Here is a 15810-nt window from a genome sequence, read left to right on the forward strand (position 1 = left end):
TGAGCTTAGTAGGCGCCATCTCCCGGTACGGTCGTCGCGTGGCTGCATGGGCGAGATTGAGGGCGCGGGCCCCCAAGGGCCTGGGGAACCGGCGGTGGCGCTGGACCGGCGTGGCGCTGGTGATCGTGGTGGCGCTGGCCGCGGGCGGGTACGCCCTGTTCCACAGCGCGCGCCCCTACCTGCACGGGTCCAACTGCGAGGCGCAGACGACGCTGGGCAAGATGCCGCTGGACCTGGAGCAGGCCGCCAACTCCGCGACCATCGCGGCGGTGGCGTACCGCAAGCAGCTGCCCGAGCGGGCCGCGGTGATCGCGTACGCGACCGCGATCCAGGAGTCGCACATCCGGAACCTGCCCGACGGCGACCGCGACTCGGTCGGCATGTTCCAGCAGCGCCCCTCGCAGGGCTGGGGCACCCCCGAGAAGCTGCGCGACCCCGTCCAGTCGACCAGCAAGTTCTTCGACGCGCTGGTCAAGGTGAAGGACTACCTCGACCGCGACCTGCACGACGCGGCGCAGCTGGTGCAGCGCAGCGCGGACGGCGACGCCTACGCCCAGCACGAGCCGGACGGCAGGCTGCTCGCCCGCGCCTTCACGGGCCGCGAGGCGTCCTCGGTCCGGTGCTGGTTCACCCCGTCCAAGAAGACCGCGCCGCGCCGCGCCGAGGCGATCCGCGAGATGCGCCGCGCCTTCGGCGGCCGCCTCCAACTGGACGCACCGCAATCCTCGCTCCGCAAGGCCGAAAACGGCGCGGTCGCCCCGTCCCCCAACGCCGCCCCGCCCCGCCACTACGACGCGGTGAAGGTCACCAACCAGCGCACCGGCTGGGCGGTGGCCACGTGGGCGGTCACCCACGCCCAGGCGTACGGGCTCACCGAGATCCGCCACGCCAAGAAGCGGTGGCTCGCCGACTCCGGCCACGACGGCTGGACCCCCGACGGCCAGGCCCCCGCCAACCGCGTCATCATCCGCTGACCGCGCCCGGTTCCAGCATGCCGTCCATGGCCAGCCGCAGGAGCCGGTCGGCGTGCTCGGCGGGCATGCGCTCGCGCGTCCAGGCGGCGGCGTTCATGAGCGTGAAGACGTCGGCGCCGGTCACGTCCTGGCGGAGGGCGCCGGCCGACCGGACGGCGGCGATCAGCTCGTCGCTGATCTCGTTCATGGTGACGCAGGAGGCGTGCAGTTCCGATTCCTGGTCGTCCAGGCCACCGGCGAGCAGGGCGGCCAGCCCCTGGTAGGCGGCGGCGTGCTCGACCACCGCGTGCACCCAGTCGGTGAGGGCCCGGACCGGGTCGGCGCCGGCGAGCAGGTGCCGTCCGTGCTCGAACAGGGCCTCGTTGCGTTCGCGCAGGAGCGCGCCGACGAGGGCGCGGCGATTAGGGAAGTGGCCGTACAGCGTGCCGATCGCGACCCCTGCCCGGCGCGCGATGCCCTCCAGGGACGCGTCCGTGCCCTGCTCGCGGAAGGCCGCGTCGGCTTCGGCCAGCAGGCGTTCGTAGTTGCGCCGCGCATCGGCGCGCGGCCGTCGGCGAGGCGCGGCCATGGTCCCCCTTGCTAATTCGAGGCAGCCTCGGGTTAACTTTCCCGAGGCATCCTCAGGTTATCGCTTGGAGAGACATGATCTTGGTGACGGGGGCCACCGGCTCCATCGGCGGGCATCTGGTGCGCAGGCTGCGCGGGCAGGGCGCGGCACTGCGGGCGCTCGTCCGCGACGAGGCCAAGGGCCGCGCCCTGGGCTGCGACTTCGCCGTCGGGGACTTCTCGGACCCCGACTCGGTCGCGGCGGCGCTCGACGGCGTGGACCGGCTGTTCCTCAACGGCCCCGGGGCCCTTCCCGTGGACGGCGAGCAGCCGATGGTCCGCCAGCAGAAGGCCGCGATCGACGCGGCGCGCAAGGCCGGCGTCACGCGGGTGGTGAAGGTCTCGGTGCTCGACGCCCAGCAGGGCGGACGGCTCGCCCAGGGCGCGCACTGGGAGATCGAGCGGCACCTCGAAGCCTCCGGCCTGGCCTGGTCGCTGCTCCAGCCGTCCGGTTTCATGCAGAACTACCTGGCGGCCGGGGCGTTCAGCCCGGACGGACGCCTGATCAGCTCCTTCGGTGAGGCCCCGGTGGCCCACATCGACTGCCACGACATCGCCGCCTGCGCCGCGGTCCTGCTGACGACGCCGCGGGAGAGGAACGAGACCTTCGTCCTCACCGGCCCCGAGGCGCTCACCGACGCGCAGGTCGCCGAAAAGATCTCGACCGCGCTGGGACGGCCGCCGGCCCGGCTGGAACTGCCCGCCGACGATCTGGCCGCCGCGGTGAAAGCCCAGGGGGCGCCGGCCCGGTTCGCCGACGACCTCGCCGTTCTCGTCCGGGACGTGGCCGCCGGAGCCCAGGCCGCCACGACGACGGCCGTCCAGGATCTCACCGGCCGCCCGGCGCGCACGTTCGACGATTTCCTCACCGCCAACCTGGACGCCCTGCGCACCGCCGCCCCCGTCCCCTGACGGCGCTAGCCGGAGGCGGCCACCTCGATATTCCCGAGTCCTGGATCAATATTTGCGGCCATCATGCCAGAACAATGGATCGGACCAGGCCGGGGAAAGTACCGGTCAATTGATGCCGAGCAATTAACCGTCGCAGATAGGACCTAACGCCCATGGGTAGAGCAGCCGTTGTCAGCAGTCCAACGGCCACCGATACTGTAAGGGCATCTTATGACGACGACTGCGGAACAAGCCGCGCCGACCGAGGCACCTGAAAGCGAAGAGCGCGCCTTCGAGGCGCTCATGTTCGCCGCGCTCGCGGCCCGCCGTGAGCAGCGCTCCGAGTCCATCATCGAGCACCCGCTCCTGCTCGCCGCGCTCATGCGCCGCCGCGAGGGGCGCGGCGAGTCGGGCATCGAGCACCCGCTCCTCCTCGCGGCGCTCGCGGGACGATAAGAAAGGCCCCGGGCCGACGGCGAAGGAACTCCCCAGTCGCCGCGACGAATCGCGGCGACTGGGGAGACGGGTCACATCAACCGAAGAGGAGCACCTCATGGTGTCGGAGGAATCTGGCGAGCCGGCCGGCCACGACATGGCCGAGTCTTTGATCGACGATCTCATCCGCGACATACTCAATGAGGCCGGCCAGTCCACGAAGTCGCGCGCACGCGGCGGCGGGGACCCTATGGCGGCCCTGATCGAAACGGCGATCGCATCGTCATCGAACGCGCCGCCGAGGGCCTCGGTGCTCGAAAGGATCCTGCTCACCCAGGCCCTTGCGTCCGCCCTGGCCGATGCCCTCGCGCCCGCGCTGGCGGAGGCGCTGGCTCCCGAAGTCATGAAAGCCCTGGACCATTACGGTTCCGACGGCAATGAAGAGCACCGGACGGCTCCGGCGACCAGGACGGCGAAGGGACGGAAGAAGACGACGTGAACGACGCGGTCGCATCAAGGCCGCGGGCCTGACCCACGGCTCCGGCCCCTCGGACGAGGAGATCGCCCCCGGCCGTTCGACCGGTTGCACGCTGGTGATCCGCACGGACGTGATGCCGCCGCGGGCCGCGGCCCGTGCCCTGCACGCCCTGGCCATGGCCTGACAATGGAGGGGTGCGCGTACGTCCGATATCGCCTGAGCTGCTGGTCGAGGAGCTGAGCGAGCGACTGGCCTCGGCCTCACCGGGCGAGTGGCTGCGGGTCGCCGTCGACGGGCCCGATGCCGCCGCGCCCGGGGAAATGGCGGACGCGCTGGTGGCGCCTCTGCGTGCCCGGGGGCGGGACGTGCTGCGGGTCTCGGCGCGCGATTTCCTGCGTCCGGCGTCGCTGCGGTACGAGTTCGGGCGGCACGACCCGAACGCCTTCTACGACGACTGGCTCGATTCCGGCGGGCTGCTCCGCGAGGTCCTGGCGCCGCTCGATCCAGGCGGGACGGGCAAGGTGCTGCCGAGCCTGTGGGACCCCGTCCGGGACCGGGCCACGCGCGCCCGGTACGTCGACGTCCCTCCCGGAGCCGTCCTCCTCCTGGACGGGGCGCTGCTGCTGGGCCGGTGGCTGCCGTTCGAGCTGACCGTCCACCTGAGCATGTCGGCCGCGGCCCTGGCCCGCCGCACCCCGCAAGAAGACGCCTGGACGCTCCCCGCCCACGAACGCTACGAGCACGAGGCCGACCCGCGCCACACGGCGGACGTCGTGGTCAAGATGGACGACCCCCGCCACCCCGCCCTGATCGAGGACCTCGGCTAGTGCCCGGGCAGGAGGCACATGGTGTCGAGGCCCAGGACGTGGTTGAGGCGTCCGAAGGCCAGCCAGGAGCCGAGGCACATGCTCAGCTCCACGATCTCCAGTTGGCTGTAGCGGGCGGTCATCCGGGTCCAGAAGTCCTCGTCGAGGCCGTGGTGGTCCAGGGTGTACCGCTCGGCGTACTCGGCGGCGAGGCGGGTGCGGTCGTCGAAGGCGTCGGTGGTGCGCCAGTTCGTCACCGCGTCGGCGAACTCCTCCTCGACTTTCTCGCCGTCGCGTTCGGTGCGCCAGTCCAGGCAGAAGGCGCACCCGTTGATCTGGGCGACGCGGAGGCGGGCGGCCTCGAACTCGCGGAGGCCGAGGGTGGTGTGGGCGTAGACCGACATCGCGAAGGTCGAGGCGGCGGGGCCGATGCCGGGCACCATCTCCCCCCACACGTAGCCGATCGCGTCCTTGCCCTCGGGGATGTCGATGTTCACGGCCGTCTCCTTCCCAGTCTGCCGGTCGCGGGGCGCAGCGGGACGTCGAGGGCGTCGTAGAGGCCGGGCGCGGCGTCCGCGAGCCAGTCGACGGCGCCGACCAGGCGGCCGACCGCGGTGGCGTTGCCGCCCGCGGCCATGTTGCCGTTCTCGTCGCGGGCCTCCACCGTGACCTCGATGCGCGGGCGGCCCTCGACGATCACGCGGTGGGCGCCGTCGCCGCCGGGCGGGACGGGCCAGTCGGGCGCGCAGGACGGGTGGATGCGGGTGACGTGCTCGATGACGATGAGCGGTTCGCCGTCCACGACGCCCTGGACCTCGAACCGCACCGCGCCCTGGGTGCCCTTCTCGAACTCCCCCATCGTGCGGGTGGACACCGTGGTCTCCAGCGGGCGGCGCTCCAGGGTCTCGCGGACCTCGTCCAGCTCGACGCCGAGGGCGCGGGCCATCAGCCGCACCTGCCCGCCCCACACCATGGTCGGGACGGTCGGCGCCAGCATCGGGGGCTCGTAGTCCATCGGCTGGCCCATGCCGACGAGGTAGCGGACCGAGTCGGGCTGGTCGTAGGTGGAGTAGTCGAAGATCTCCTGGCAGCGGATCGCGTCCACGTCGGTGCCGAGCCCGCTGAGCAGCAGCGGCAGCACGTCGTTGCCCCAGCCGGGGTCGACGCCGGAGACGAACAGCGAGCCGCCGCCCTCCTTGACCGCGTCCAGGACGGCCTCGCGCTGGTCGGGCGGGGCGTTGCGCTGGTCGTAGAAGGCGTAGAGGGCGGGGGTGACGACCACGGCGCCGCCGCGGACCGCCCGGACGATGTCGGCGAGGGCCTCGTCGGGACGGATGTCGCCGGACGCCGCGTACACCACGGCGCGGGGCCGGGCGGCGAGGACCGCGTCGAGGTCGGTGGTCGCGGCGATCCCCAGGTCGTGCCCGAGGCCGCCGAGGTCTCCGGCGTCCCGGCCCGCCTTGCCGGGGTCGTGGACGATCACGGCGGTGAGCTCCAGCGCCGGGTGGGCGTGCACGGCGCGGATGGCCAGGCGACCGACGTTGCCGGTCCCCCAGACGATCGTGGGGATCATGCGCTGGAATCTAACAAGGGGGCGGGGTCCTGCCTAGGGTTTTCCCTAGCAAGCATTTGGTTGCTTTGTGTGCATGCCCGATGACCTGGCGTTTCACCAAAAGCTACTCATCAGTAGGTAGTGACGCACCTCACAGCACAATGTAGAACCTGTTCTAATCGCGCCACGACCGAGGAGGGTCACATGAGCGAGGCGACCAAGCGAAGTAGCAGATCCACGGACGTCACCCGCCGTGGATTCATCGCTGGAACGAGTTCTATCCTGGCGCTGGGGGCGCTGTCCCGCACCGCCGCGGCCGCCCCCGCGCCCGCGCCCATCGCCGACGGCGCCCACGTCCCCGTCCTGGTCATCGGCACCGGGTACGGCGGCTCCGTCGCCGCCCTCCGGCTCGCCCAGGCCGGCGTGGACGTGCACATGGTCGAGATGGGCATGTCCTGGGACACCCCCGGGTCGGACGGGAAGATCTTCGCCAACACCAGGACGCCCGACGTCCGCTCCTACTGGCTCCGCACCCGGACCAAGCAGCCCCTCAGCAACTTCCTCGGCTTCCCGCTCGACAAGGACGTTCCGCGCCACACCGGCATCCTGGACGCCGAGGACTTCAGCGGCATCACCGTCTACCAGGGCCGCGGCATCGGCGGCGGCTCCCTCGTCAACGGCGGCATGGCCGTCACGCCGCTGCGCCAGCGCTTCGGCGGCATCCTGCCGTCCGTGGACGCCAACGAGATGTACGACGTCTACTACCCGCGCGCCAACGCCGGCCTGGGCGTCAACCACATCGACCCGGCCTGGTTCGACACCACCGACTGCTACCAGTACGCCCGCGTCGGCCGCAAGCACGCCCAGCGGTCCGGGTTCCCGTTCGTGTTCGTCCCCAACGTGTACGACTTCGGCTACATGAAGCAGGAGGCCGCCGGGAGCGTCCCCACGTCGGCGCTCAACGCCGAGGTCCTCTACGGCAACAACCACGGCAAGAAGTCACTTCTGAAGACCTACCTCGCCCAGGCCAAGGCCACCGGCAGGGTCGCCATCTCCGCCCTGCACAGGGTCACGAACGTCACCCCGGCCTCGGGCAACCGCTACACGGTCACCATCGAGCAGCTCAACACCACCGGCGGCACCGTCGCCACCAAGGCCGTGACCGCCGACCGGGTCTTCTTCGCCGCGGGCAGCGTCGGGACGTCCAAGCTGCTGGTCAAGCTCAGGGCGACCGGCGCGCTGCCGAACCTGAACGGCGAGATCGGCAAGGGCTGGGGCGACAACGGCAACGTCATGTGCGGCCGCGCCAACCACCTGTGGGACCCGACCGGAACGATCCAGTCGTCCATGCCCACCGGCGGCATCGACAACTGGGACGCCGGCGGCGCCTTCGCCGAGGTCGCCCCGCTGCCCACCGGGATCGAGACCTACGCCTCCTTCTACCTGTCGATCACCAGGAACCCCAACCGCGCCCAGTTCACCTGGAACGCCGCCGCGAACCGGGTGGACCTGAACTGGCAGACCGCCTGGAAGCAGCCGTCCATCGACGCCGCCAAGACCATCTTCGACAAGATCAACTCGAAGGAGGGCACGATCTACCGGACCGACCTCTTCGGCGTGTACAAGATCTGGGGCGACCACCTGACCTACCACCCGCTCGGCGGCGCCGTCCTGAACCGCGCCACCGACAACCACGGCCGCCTGCACGGCCACCCCGGCCTGTACGTCATCGACGGCGCGCTCATCCCGGGCAACACCACCGTCAACCCGTTCGTCACCATCACCGCCCTCGCCGAACGCAACATCGACAAGATCATCGACACCGACTTCTGACGAGGACCCCGGCCACCTGGCGCGAGTGGCCGGCCTCAGAACAGGCCGCGCACGGCAAGCCGCGCCACCTGGCGCAACTCCTCGCGCGTACGCCCGCTCGCCGCCTGGACCGCGATACCGTCGCAGACGGTGAGAACGAGCCGCGCAAGCGCGGCGGGGTCACACCCCTCAGGCAGGTCGGACGCCCCCTCGAACCGCCGCCGAAGCGCCGCCTCCCCGGCCATCCGCCGCGCGACGGTCTCCCGCCGCACCCCCACGGAATCCGGCCCGCAGGCATGGACGGTATTCACACTCAGGCACCCCAGCGGAGTATCCGGGCCCGTGGTCAGCGCGACGGCCCCCTCGACCATGCGCTCGACGACCTCCCGCACGGTGGGCGCCCCCACCGCTTGACCGGCATAGGCACCAGGCCCGCTGCCGTAGCGATCCAACGCCTTGACGAACAACTGCTCCTTGTTGCCGAAGGCCGCGTACATGCTGGGCCGGTTAATGCCCATCGCGCCGGTCAGATCCGACAGCGACGTCCCCTCGTACCCCTGCCTCCAGAAGACCTCCAAGGCGCGGTCGAGCGCGGCATCGGCGTCGAAAGCCCGCGGACGACCACCCGGCATGGCCCACCTCCTTGAAACGGCACCCCCGCACACTCTAGTTTCTTACCGATAGGTACATAACTAGGAGCAGCCTTGATCAGAGTCGGAGTCGTCGGTGCCAGTGGCTGGGCCGCAGGGTCGCACCTGCCCGCCCTCGCCGCACTGCCCGAGTTCGAGGTCACCGCGGTAGCCACGACCAAGCAGGCCAGCGCCGGCAAGGCCGCGGCCGGACACAACGTCCCGCACGCCTTCACCGACGCCAACACCCTCGCGGCACACCCCAGCGTGGACCTGGTCGTCGTCTCGGTGAAGGCGCCCGAGCACTCGAAAGTGATCAGGGCCGCGCTGAAAGCGGGCAAGCACGTGCTCTCAGAGTGGCCGCTGACCGCGGATCCCGACGAAGCACCGGACCTCGCCGAAGCCGCCACGGCCGCCGGCGTGCTCCATGCCGTCTCCCTTCAGGGAACCCACTCCCCCGACGCCCGCTTCGTCGCCGACCTCATCAATGGCGGCCGGATCGGCCGCCTGGAGTCGGCAGTCCTGGTGGCGTCGGGCGCCCCGTACGGGGGCGGCAGCATCTACCCGGACCTCGCCTGGTGCGCCGACCCTGCCGGAGGCGCCACCATCCTGACGATCATGGCCGGCCATTTCATCGCGACGCTGGAACGCATGACCGGCAGCCTCGCCGAGGTCTCCGCCAGACTCCCCCGCCTGTACGACCAACTCACCCTGGAGGGAACCTCCCGAACAATCCCCAACCAAACGCCCAGCCACGTACTGGTGCACGGCACCCTGGAGAACGGCGCCACGGCGTCCATCACCGTCCATGGAGCCTCCGGCAGCCCCGACGGCTTCCTCGTCAAGCTCGTCGGCTCCGAGGGAACGATCGTCATCACGCCACCCCAGCCGGGCACGTACATGCACTGGACCGACTGGGACATCCGCGTCAACAACGAACCGACGAAGGTGCCGGACGCCTACGTGACCGTCCCCTTCGACCCGTCCGCGGGCCCGGTCGCCAACGTCGCCGCCGTCTACCAGGAGTTCGCTCGCGCCCTCACCGAGAACCGCCAGCCGACCCCGAACTTCCACACCGCCGCCCGCCTCCACCACCTGCTGACGACCATCGAAGAAGCCGCCCGAACCGGCAACCCCGAAGAAGTCCGGCCGCGACGGTGAGTACCTGAGCAGGCTCGTCCAGAAAATGACGCTCCGCCGACTTGGTCCAAGCGCGCCGAGAGCAGCACGGATCCGACGAGGAGTGACCCGTACCCGCCGGGGCTAGTCCGTGTGGACGGCCGCGCGGACGTTGATGGCGGCCGTCCCGAGCGTCGGGCCGTACGTCCACAACTCGCTCGCCCCGTAAATCCAGGCGTTGTGACCGATGATGTAGCCCCAGCCACGGGAGAGCGGCATGTCGGTGATCCACGGCCCGCCGCTGGCGCCCTTGCCCATGTCGCAGGCCATCCGCCGGAAGAGGGCGTCCGGCGCCGCGTAGCCGACGCAGAACCTCAGCTGCTTGGAGTCGATCCCGGAACGGGGCGGGTGGGTGTCGGACGGGTAGCCGAACGCCCGCGTGTCCTGGAAGCTGGTCTCGTTGTGGCCCTCGCCGAACTTGTAGCCCTGGTAGCCGACCACGTTGCCCGCCCTCCGGCCCGAGGAGAGGTTCAGGGCGATCGCCCCCAGGTCGTACCTGCTGTTCTTGCCTTCGTGGTAGCCCTTCGGCACCGCCCAGGACTTGGCGGTCCACGTGCCGTACGGCCTCTTCCCGTCGTGGTAGTCCGGCACGAACGCGAAGTTCGAACTCCAGCCCCCGTTGCCGTTGCTGACGCAATGCGCCGCCGTCCAGATGGTGTTGCGATTGGACGCGTTGATCGTCGCGGCGGAGCACGACCGGCTGGAGCCGTTCTTGGTGAAGAAAAGCTTCCCGATCGTCGCGGCGGGCATCTTCCCGTGCGTCGACCACACTCGGGATGTGGAGAAGTAGTCGAGCGCCAGCGTTCCCGGAATGGATCCGCTGACGGGCGCCTCGGGGACGAATCCCTCACCGCTTTCCGCTTGGGTGCTCGGAGGCACCTCCCCGGCGTCGTCCCCGCCCGGTGTCGCCTCGGGCACGGGCATCGGGGTCGCGGATTCCATGCGCTCCGCAGTCCAGAACTCCTCGACCTGTATGGGCGACAGAGACGTCTTTTCCGGGGCGCCGGTGGCCGCGTCCCAGGGTTCCGTGGCGGCCGGTTCGTTCTCCACCGCCTGCGCGCTGCCCGCGGTGAGCGGGGCCGCAGCGACGAGGGCCAGCAGGGTGGTGCCCAGCAAAGTGGAACGCCGTGTCATCGTTTCCGTCCTTGACCGCGCGGGCGCGTCGTTTGTCGAGGTGGAAACGTGACCGGGATTCAGGCTCGATGACTCCACCTGTGCCCTTGTGACACACCCCGATTCTGTCGGGGCCGATCCGGGAAGTCCTTCGCGCAGAGTCCACAGTCCCTTGACGACGAGTCCACGCCGTCTCAGAGCGCAGTGACGAGGAAGATCGTCGTCCGCTAAAAGCCAAGCCCCCCATGCTTCACCCGCACCAACAAACCGGCGAACACCGCACGTTCGAACTCCGACCGACCACCATTCGGATCCTTGGAATCTCGCACCCACACCCCACCGGCCGACTCCGCCGGCTCGACGCACGGGTCATCGTTTCCGCCACCACTGTGAGAGCTCTTCCGCCACTCCATCCGGCCCTGGCACCGCTACGATCCGCCGTTCCGGGGCCACCGGGTCGCCACCCGGGACACCGAACTCGGCCCCCCTGCTGCCGACCTGGCCCGCCGCCAACCGCGACGAGGCCGCCTACACGGCCGACTGACGTAAGACCCCAGCGCGCCGGGGCAGGCGCCAGTGAATCAGGAACCGGAATCACTGAGATTCTCCGAATGGTGCATGAACGGACTCAGGCATGCAGGGTGGGCCGGTAGACGAGCTCTTGGATGTGGCCGTCGAGCGTCCGGCTCTCGATCAGTTCGAGGTCGAAGTCGGCCGCACCCCGGAAGATCGGGTCCGCTCCGGTCTGACCGGTGATCACGGGGAAGAGCGTCACCTGGACGCGGTCGACCAGGTCGGCGGCCATGAGCGCCCGGTTCATCGACAGGCTGCCGTGCGAGCGCAACGGCACGTCGGACTCCTCCTTGAGCCGGGCGACGACGTCGACGGCGTCGCCGCTCACGACGGTCGCGTCCGGCCAGTCGAGGGGGCTCTCCAGCGTCGTCGACACCACCGTTGTCGGCAGGTTCCGCATCCGGGTGTTCACCGGGTCGGTCACCTCGGGCGCGGTGCCCGGCCCCAGCACCTGCACGAACTGCCGGAAGGTGGTGGCCCCGAGGACCATCCGCTGCTCCTCGCCGTACAAGGCGAGGCGGCGGTCGAGAAACTCGGGACCCTGCTTGCCCCAGTAGCCGCCCCAGTCGCCGCTGCTGGTGTAGGAGCCGTAGCCGTCGAGGCTGCAAAAGACGTCGAAGGTGTAGGTAGCGGTCATGACGCTCTCCCTGTGAGTGGCGACCGGCCCGTGCCGGCCTCTTACCTTGGCTACGAACCGGCTCGACGAGATTCGACACCACCGCGCGACGGACATGAGATCCGCCTCGCCATCTTGCGGCTCCCGCGCCGCCCACCAGGTGGACGGCCCGTCAGACGCATCGAACGCGATGCTCATGGCATTCCCTCAGACCGCGTCGATGGCCGCTGGCCGGATCACCCGGCCCCGCTCTCCCTGATCTCCACTGGAGAGACTGAACAAGAGGCCGGCCCGGATGCTCGTCCCCGAGCGTGGTGCTTGTCCAGCCACGCTGAAACACACCCCGAATTGAGGTTGCTCATGGCCCCCACCAGTGACTCTGAGCCCATTCTGGCGAGAATGCCCTTCCAGCCCCCGTGGGAACTGTGGGAGGTGGTCGGGCTCGCCTGGCCCTGGCGGTGGTAGCGGCCCTGGTCGGCTGGTGAGGCCACCTGTGGCCCGGACCAGGGGCCGCGGGCGGCGCAGCGCCCGGCACCATCTCCCGCGGCGTGCGCCCGGCGTGCTCGACCGGCGCCCCTCGTGCCCAGACAAGAGCGGGACGGCCCCTCAGAACCCCCGGAAGATTCCGTCCTCGTTGGGTGTGCGGATGGCCACGCGAACGGCGTCCCACGCCCCCTGGCCGGAGAAGTCCGTGCGGAGGACCGGCGTGCCGCCGTGCCGAGGGAGCATCTTCATGATCGAACGTTCCCGCAGCGGGGCCCGTGCCGCCACAACTGTTTCAGCGTGCCCGCCCGACGACTGGGGGCGTTGCGCCCAAACCTTCGATCCGGACCGTCCTGCCACCACACGGTCCGGGCGTCAACCGCTACAGGCCAAGCTCCCCACGCTTCACGCGCATCAGCAACCCGGCGAAAGCCGAGCGCTCAAACTCCAACCGACCACCATCCGGGTCCTTGGAATCACGCACCCACACCTCACCAGCCGACTCCGCCAGTTCGACGCACACGTCGTCGTTTCCACCACCGGTGTAGGAGCTCTTACGCCAGGTGATCACTCGCGGCCCAGTTCCGTGCACTTCACCCGCCCGAGCAGTCTCGCGAACGTCACACGATCGAGCTCCAACCAACCACCGTCCGGATCCTTGGAATCCCGCACCCACACCTCACCGGCCAACGCCGCAAGCTCGACGCACGCGTCATCGTTCAACCCTCCGCTGCGGGAACTCTTACGCCACTCGATCACTCGCGGCCCAGTTCCCCGCACTTCACCCACTCCAGCAACCCCGCAAACGCCGCACGCTCGAACTCCAACCGACCACCGTCCGGATCCTTGGAGTCCCGCACCCACACCCCACTGGCCGACTCCGCAAGCTCGATGCACAAGTCATCGTTTCCACCACCACTGTGAGAGCTCTTCCGCCACTCCATCACTCGTACCTCCCTAGGGTCTCCTGGATCAGAGCCTTCGAGTCCTCGCGGGGGAGGGCAATTGCCCCGATCTCGTCGAAACGTACTTCAAGAACGGCGGACTCGTCACCAGCATCGATCAACCTGCCCGCAAGCTGCGCGACGGCATACGAGACTCCCTTGCCACCGACCGTCGCCACCTGAAAGTGGCCGTCGTGCCCTGGATGCCACCCCGCACCTCGCGGCACGACACGCACACAGACGCGATCGACTTCCGCCAACTCCAGCAGAAAGTGCAGCTGACCTGCCATAACGTCGCGATCACCGACTACGTTTTCCAACACCTCCTGATCGAGCAGAAGCCAGAGATAGGGCGGATTCCTACGCTTGAGCACGCCTTGCCGCTTCATGCGCGACTTGGCCTCGTTCTCAACGTCGCCGCTGCGTCCAGCCGCCTTGACGATCGCCCGCGCATAGGGCTCCGTCTGAGCCAATACGGGCACGCTCTTGCCGTGATACATCTTGATCACGTCTGCGGCCGCCTCGTACTGGACGTACTGCTTGCGCCAGTCGGGATCATGGCCGCTACACGCGTACATGTGAAGCCGCTCGAAGTGCCCGCCGGTGTTCCATGCACGGTCCAACGTCTTCAGATATGTATCGCGAGGGCGAAGGCGACCGGCCTCCCAGTTCGATACGGTTCCCCGCGCCACGTTGACGATCTTGGCGGTCTGGGCTAGCGAGAGACCACGCTGGGTGCGATAAAACCACAGGTCAAACGCCATCCACGCCCAGAGCGACGAGTTCGGATCGATGGTTTCCCGGACAGTCATCGCTCCCCCAAGGCGTATTCGGCGGATTCCAATCCACTCCACGTTAGCGCGCGAACACTCAGAGTGAGAGAACGTTTCCCGACCTCTGGGTGGTTCTCCATGAGTGATCAAGAACTGGTGGCGCCGACTGCCGCCAGCCCGGAAATGCGCCTGACTCTGCTGGCCGAACCTTCGTCGGTCGTTCTGGCCCGCGAACTGGTGCGGTACGCCCTCACGGGGTGGGGGCACCAGGGGGATCTCGTGCACGACTCGATGCTTGTGATGAGCGAGATCGTCACCAATGCCGTGTCCGCCGCGCGTGGGGCGCAGATTCGCCTGCGTTGCGCGCTACGCGAGGGGGCTCCGCTTCTGGAGTGCTGGGATCCTTCGTCGGCGCTGCCCGTCGCGGCCGATGCCGCCGCGTTGGACGAGCACGGGCGGGGTCTGGCGATCGTCGCCGCATACGCCAAGGACATGGGCGTCCGCCCGTCCGCGACCGGGGAGGGCAAGGTCGTCTGGGCGCTCATGCCCGTCCCGCGGCGCTGATTCGCCGCAGGCCTTTCATCAAAAACTTTGGACGCTGTACGGTGTTTCGCATGCGCACCGAGACCGTGATCCCGTGCCTGCCCTGCCGCCGACTCGACGACGTCCTGCCGTTCTACGAAGCGCTCGGCTTCGAGCTGACCTACCGCCAGGACCGTCCCAACCCGTTCGCCACCGTCCGCCGGGACGGGATCGAACTGAACTTCTTCGGCGTCCCCGAGTTCAACCCGGAGGACTCCATGGGGACGGTGGTCGTGCTGTCCCCGGACACCGAGCTGCTGCACGCCGCGTTCGCCGCGGGCCTGCGCCGCACGTTCGGCAAGATCCCCGTGTCGGGCATCCCCCGGATGACCCGGCCGCGCCGCATGCAGGGCACCGCGGGCGGCTTCACCGTGGTCGACCCCGGCGGGAACTGGGTGCGGATCAGCCGATACCAGGACGACGCCGACGAACCCGACGCGGCGGAGGGGCGGCTGGCGCGCGTGGTGGCCACGGCCGCGCGCCAGGCCGACTCCCACGGTGACGAGGCCGCGGGCATCAAGGTGCTGGAGATCGGGCTGGCCAGGCACGAGGACGCCACGCCCGCCCAGCGGCTACCCGCGCTGGTCTACCTGGCTGAACTGCGAATACGCACCGGGGATCGCGACGGCGCTACGGCGTCGCTGGCCGAGGCCGAGGCGTTGCCGCTGACCGAGGCCGAGCGCGAGGCCCTCGCCAAGGACCTCGCCACCGCCGCCGAGCTGACCGCCGACCTCGCCCGCTGACAGAGATGATGTAGGTGAGCACCTCCCGTGGAGGTCTGACCGACCGACCTCGGGTCTTCAACGGGCTCTGTCGGCCCTGGCCGGGGGGGTGTGCGCCTGGTCTCGATCGGGTGGACGGTTCTCACGACCGGGCGGCGGCGGTGTCGGCCTGTCCCCGCCGTTTCCAGTGCGACCTGGCGGTTCGGGCGATGGTGGGGATAAGCCCGCGCACGCCGAGCGCCTGCACGCCCGCAAGGGGGCTCCAGTAGTCGCGCCAGGTGAGGATCTCCCCGTCCCTGGCCCTGAGCAGCTGGATGTAAGGCATCGTGTACGGCCTGCCGGTGCTGACCACCCTTCCGTGTCCTTCGTACTCGGCAATGAGCGTCTCGGGGTCTTCGGTCTGGTAGACGGCCAGGGAGTCGAAGCGGGTCAACTCCAGCGGGGTCGAGGTGATCGAGGTCAGGTACTGCCGGATGGGCTCGCGGCCCCGTAGGAACTTCGGCACTCCGGGCGGGGCGAAGGGCAGCTCGTGGGTGCCGTCCACAGCGAACATGTCGGCGAAGCCGTTGAGGTCCTTGGCGAGGAAGAGGTGCTGCGCACGCTCCAGGACCGCGCGCGGGCCGGTGTCGTCCATGACGCCCC

Annotated in this window: 22 protein-coding genes; 9 read left to right on the forward strand and 13 right to left on the reverse strand. The window is 69.5% G+C overall.

The window, feature by feature from the left end:
- The first annotated feature begins 38 nt into the window (after nucleotides 1-38).
- Nucleotides 39-974, forward strand: coding sequence for a hypothetical protein (locus tag ACFPZN_RS27750; RefSeq protein ID WP_378285154.1), 936 nt, complete (start codon nucleotides 39-41; stop codon nucleotides 972-974).
- On the opposite strand, the gene ACFPZN_RS27755 is transcribed toward ACFPZN_RS27750, so the two are convergent.
- Nucleotides 964-1542 carry a TetR/AcrR family transcriptional regulator gene (locus ACFPZN_RS27755; RefSeq protein ID WP_378285155.1) on the reverse strand — a complete coding sequence of 193 codons (579 nt, stop codon included), beginning with the start codon at nucleotides 1540-1542 and terminating at the stop codon, nucleotides 964-966. The genes ACFPZN_RS27750 and ACFPZN_RS27755 overlap by 11 nt on opposite strands.
- Nucleotides 1543-1616: 74 nt before the next feature.
- On the opposite strand from ACFPZN_RS27755, the gene ACFPZN_RS27760 reads away from it, so the two are divergent.
- From ACFPZN_RS27760 to ACFPZN_RS27775, 4 genes are all read left to right on the forward strand, one after another.
- Entirely contained in the window at nucleotides 1617-2492 is an 876-nt protein-coding gene (locus ACFPZN_RS27760; RefSeq protein WP_378285156.1) for an NmrA family NAD(P)-binding protein, read from the forward strand.
- 210 nt (nucleotides 2493-2702) lie between these two features.
- Nucleotides 2703-2927 carry a hypothetical protein gene (locus ACFPZN_RS27765; RefSeq protein ID WP_378285157.1) on the forward strand — a complete coding sequence of 75 codons (225 nt, stop codon included), beginning with the start codon at nucleotides 2703-2705 and terminating at the stop codon, nucleotides 2925-2927.
- 97 nt (nucleotides 2928-3024) lie between these two features.
- On the forward strand, nucleotides 3025-3405 hold the full coding sequence (locus tag ACFPZN_RS27770) for a hypothetical protein (RefSeq protein WP_378285158.1): 381 nt from the start codon (nucleotides 3025-3027) through the stop codon (nucleotides 3403-3405).
- A gap of 173 nt (nucleotides 3406-3578) precedes the next feature.
- Nucleotides 3579-4211: a nucleoside/nucleotide kinase family protein gene (locus tag ACFPZN_RS27775; RefSeq protein WP_378285159.1), complete on the forward strand. Its 633-nt coding sequence runs from the start codon at nucleotides 3579-3581 to the stop codon at nucleotides 4209-4211.
- Here ACFPZN_RS27775 and ACFPZN_RS27780 read toward each other — a convergent pair.
- Nucleotides 4208-4687, reverse strand: a complete 480-nt coding sequence (locus tag ACFPZN_RS27780; RefSeq protein WP_378285160.1) for a carboxymuconolactone decarboxylase family protein — start codon at nucleotides 4685-4687, stop codon at nucleotides 4208-4210. The two genes, ACFPZN_RS27775 and ACFPZN_RS27780, sit on opposite strands and share 4 nt — an antisense overlap.
- A complete protein-coding gene (locus tag ACFPZN_RS27785) occupies nucleotides 4684-5763 on the reverse strand; it encodes an NAD(P)H-dependent amine dehydrogenase family protein (RefSeq protein WP_378285161.1) in 1080 nt (359 codons plus the stop codon). Before ACFPZN_RS27785 ends, ACFPZN_RS27780 begins: the two co-directional genes overlap by 4 nt.
- A gap of 183 nt (nucleotides 5764-5946) precedes the next feature.
- On the opposite strand from ACFPZN_RS27785, the gene ACFPZN_RS27790 reads away from it, so the two are divergent.
- Nucleotides 5947-7575, forward strand: a complete 1629-nt coding sequence (locus ACFPZN_RS27790; RefSeq protein ID WP_378285162.1) for a GMC oxidoreductase — start codon at nucleotides 5947-5949, stop codon at nucleotides 7573-7575.
- Nucleotides 7576-7610: 35 nt separating this feature from the next.
- On the opposite strand, the gene ACFPZN_RS27795 is transcribed toward ACFPZN_RS27790, so the two are convergent.
- Entirely contained in the window at nucleotides 7611-8186 is a 576-nt protein-coding gene (locus tag ACFPZN_RS27795; protein ID WP_378285163.1) for a TetR/AcrR family transcriptional regulator, read from the reverse strand.
- Between the two features lie 72 nt (nucleotides 8187-8258).
- Between ACFPZN_RS27795 and ACFPZN_RS27800 the strand changes: the two genes are divergently transcribed.
- Nucleotides 8259-9344 carry a Gfo/Idh/MocA family protein gene (locus tag ACFPZN_RS27800; RefSeq protein WP_378285164.1) on the forward strand — a complete coding sequence of 362 codons (1086 nt, stop codon included), beginning with the start codon at nucleotides 8259-8261 and terminating at the stop codon, nucleotides 9342-9344.
- A gap of 102 nt (nucleotides 9345-9446) precedes the next feature.
- On the opposite strand, the gene ACFPZN_RS27805 is transcribed toward ACFPZN_RS27800, so the two are convergent.
- From ACFPZN_RS27805 to ACFPZN_RS27840, 8 genes are all read right to left on the reverse strand, one after another.
- A complete protein-coding gene (locus ACFPZN_RS27805) occupies nucleotides 9447-10496 on the reverse strand; it encodes a trypsin-like serine peptidase (protein ID WP_378285165.1) in 1050 nt (349 codons plus the stop codon).
- 206 nt (nucleotides 10497-10702) lie between these two features.
- Nucleotides 10703-10888, reverse strand: coding sequence for a DUF397 domain-containing protein (locus tag ACFPZN_RS27810; protein WP_378285166.1), 186 nt, complete (start codon nucleotides 10886-10888; stop codon nucleotides 10703-10705).
- Nucleotides 10889-11103: 215 nt separating this feature from the next.
- Nucleotides 11104-11685 (reverse strand): dihydrofolate reductase family protein, encoded by a 582-nt coding sequence (locus ACFPZN_RS27815; protein ID WP_378285167.1) that lies wholly within the window; start codon nucleotides 11683-11685, stop codon nucleotides 11104-11106.
- A 585-nt stretch (nucleotides 11686-12270) separates the two neighbouring features.
- A complete protein-coding gene (locus ACFPZN_RS27820; RefSeq protein ID WP_378285168.1) occupies nucleotides 12271-12399 on the reverse strand; it encodes a hypothetical protein in 129 nt (42 codons plus the stop codon).
- Between the two features lie 130 nt (nucleotides 12400-12529).
- Nucleotides 12530-12718: a DUF397 domain-containing protein gene (locus ACFPZN_RS27825; RefSeq protein ID WP_378285169.1), complete on the reverse strand. Its 189-nt coding sequence runs from the start codon at nucleotides 12716-12718 to the stop codon at nucleotides 12530-12532.
- Entirely contained in the window at nucleotides 12715-12936 is a 222-nt protein-coding gene (locus ACFPZN_RS27830; protein ID WP_378285170.1) for a DUF397 domain-containing protein, read from the reverse strand. Before ACFPZN_RS27830 ends, ACFPZN_RS27825 begins: the two co-directional genes overlap by 4 nt.
- Nucleotides 12903-13091 (reverse strand): DUF397 domain-containing protein, encoded by a 189-nt coding sequence (locus tag ACFPZN_RS27835; RefSeq protein ID WP_378285171.1) that lies wholly within the window; start codon nucleotides 13089-13091, stop codon nucleotides 12903-12905. The genes ACFPZN_RS27830 and ACFPZN_RS27835 overlap by 34 nt, the downstream gene beginning before the upstream one ends.
- Nucleotides 13091-13903, reverse strand: a complete 813-nt coding sequence (locus ACFPZN_RS27840; RefSeq protein WP_378285172.1) for a helix-turn-helix domain-containing protein — start codon at nucleotides 13901-13903, stop codon at nucleotides 13091-13093. Before ACFPZN_RS27840 ends, ACFPZN_RS27835 begins: the two co-directional genes overlap by 1 nt.
- A gap of 99 nt (nucleotides 13904-14002) precedes the next feature.
- Between ACFPZN_RS27840 and ACFPZN_RS27845 the strand changes: the two genes are divergently transcribed.
- Both ACFPZN_RS27845 and ACFPZN_RS27850 read left to right on the forward strand, forming a co-directional pair.
- Nucleotides 14003-14428 carry an ATP-binding protein gene (locus ACFPZN_RS27845; RefSeq protein ID WP_378285173.1) on the forward strand — a complete coding sequence of 142 codons (426 nt, stop codon included), beginning with the start codon at nucleotides 14003-14005 and terminating at the stop codon, nucleotides 14426-14428.
- Nucleotides 14429-14478: 50 nt separating this feature from the next.
- Nucleotides 14479-15189, forward strand: a complete 711-nt coding sequence (locus tag ACFPZN_RS27850; RefSeq protein ID WP_378285174.1) for a VOC family protein — start codon at nucleotides 14479-14481, stop codon at nucleotides 15187-15189.
- Nucleotides 15190-15310: 121 nt separating this feature from the next.
- On the opposite strand, the gene ACFPZN_RS27855 is transcribed toward ACFPZN_RS27850, so the two are convergent.
- On the reverse strand, nucleotides 15311-15802 hold the full coding sequence (locus tag ACFPZN_RS27855; protein ID WP_378285175.1) for a nuclear transport factor 2 family protein: 492 nt from the start codon (nucleotides 15800-15802) through the stop codon (nucleotides 15311-15313).
- Nucleotides 15803-15810 lie beyond the last annotated feature (8 nt).

The organism is Actinomadura rugatobispora (genome assembly GCF_042656285.1).
Taxonomy (GTDB): Bacteria; Actinomycetota; Actinomycetes; order Streptosporangiales; family Streptosporangiaceae; genus Spirillospora; species Spirillospora rugatobispora.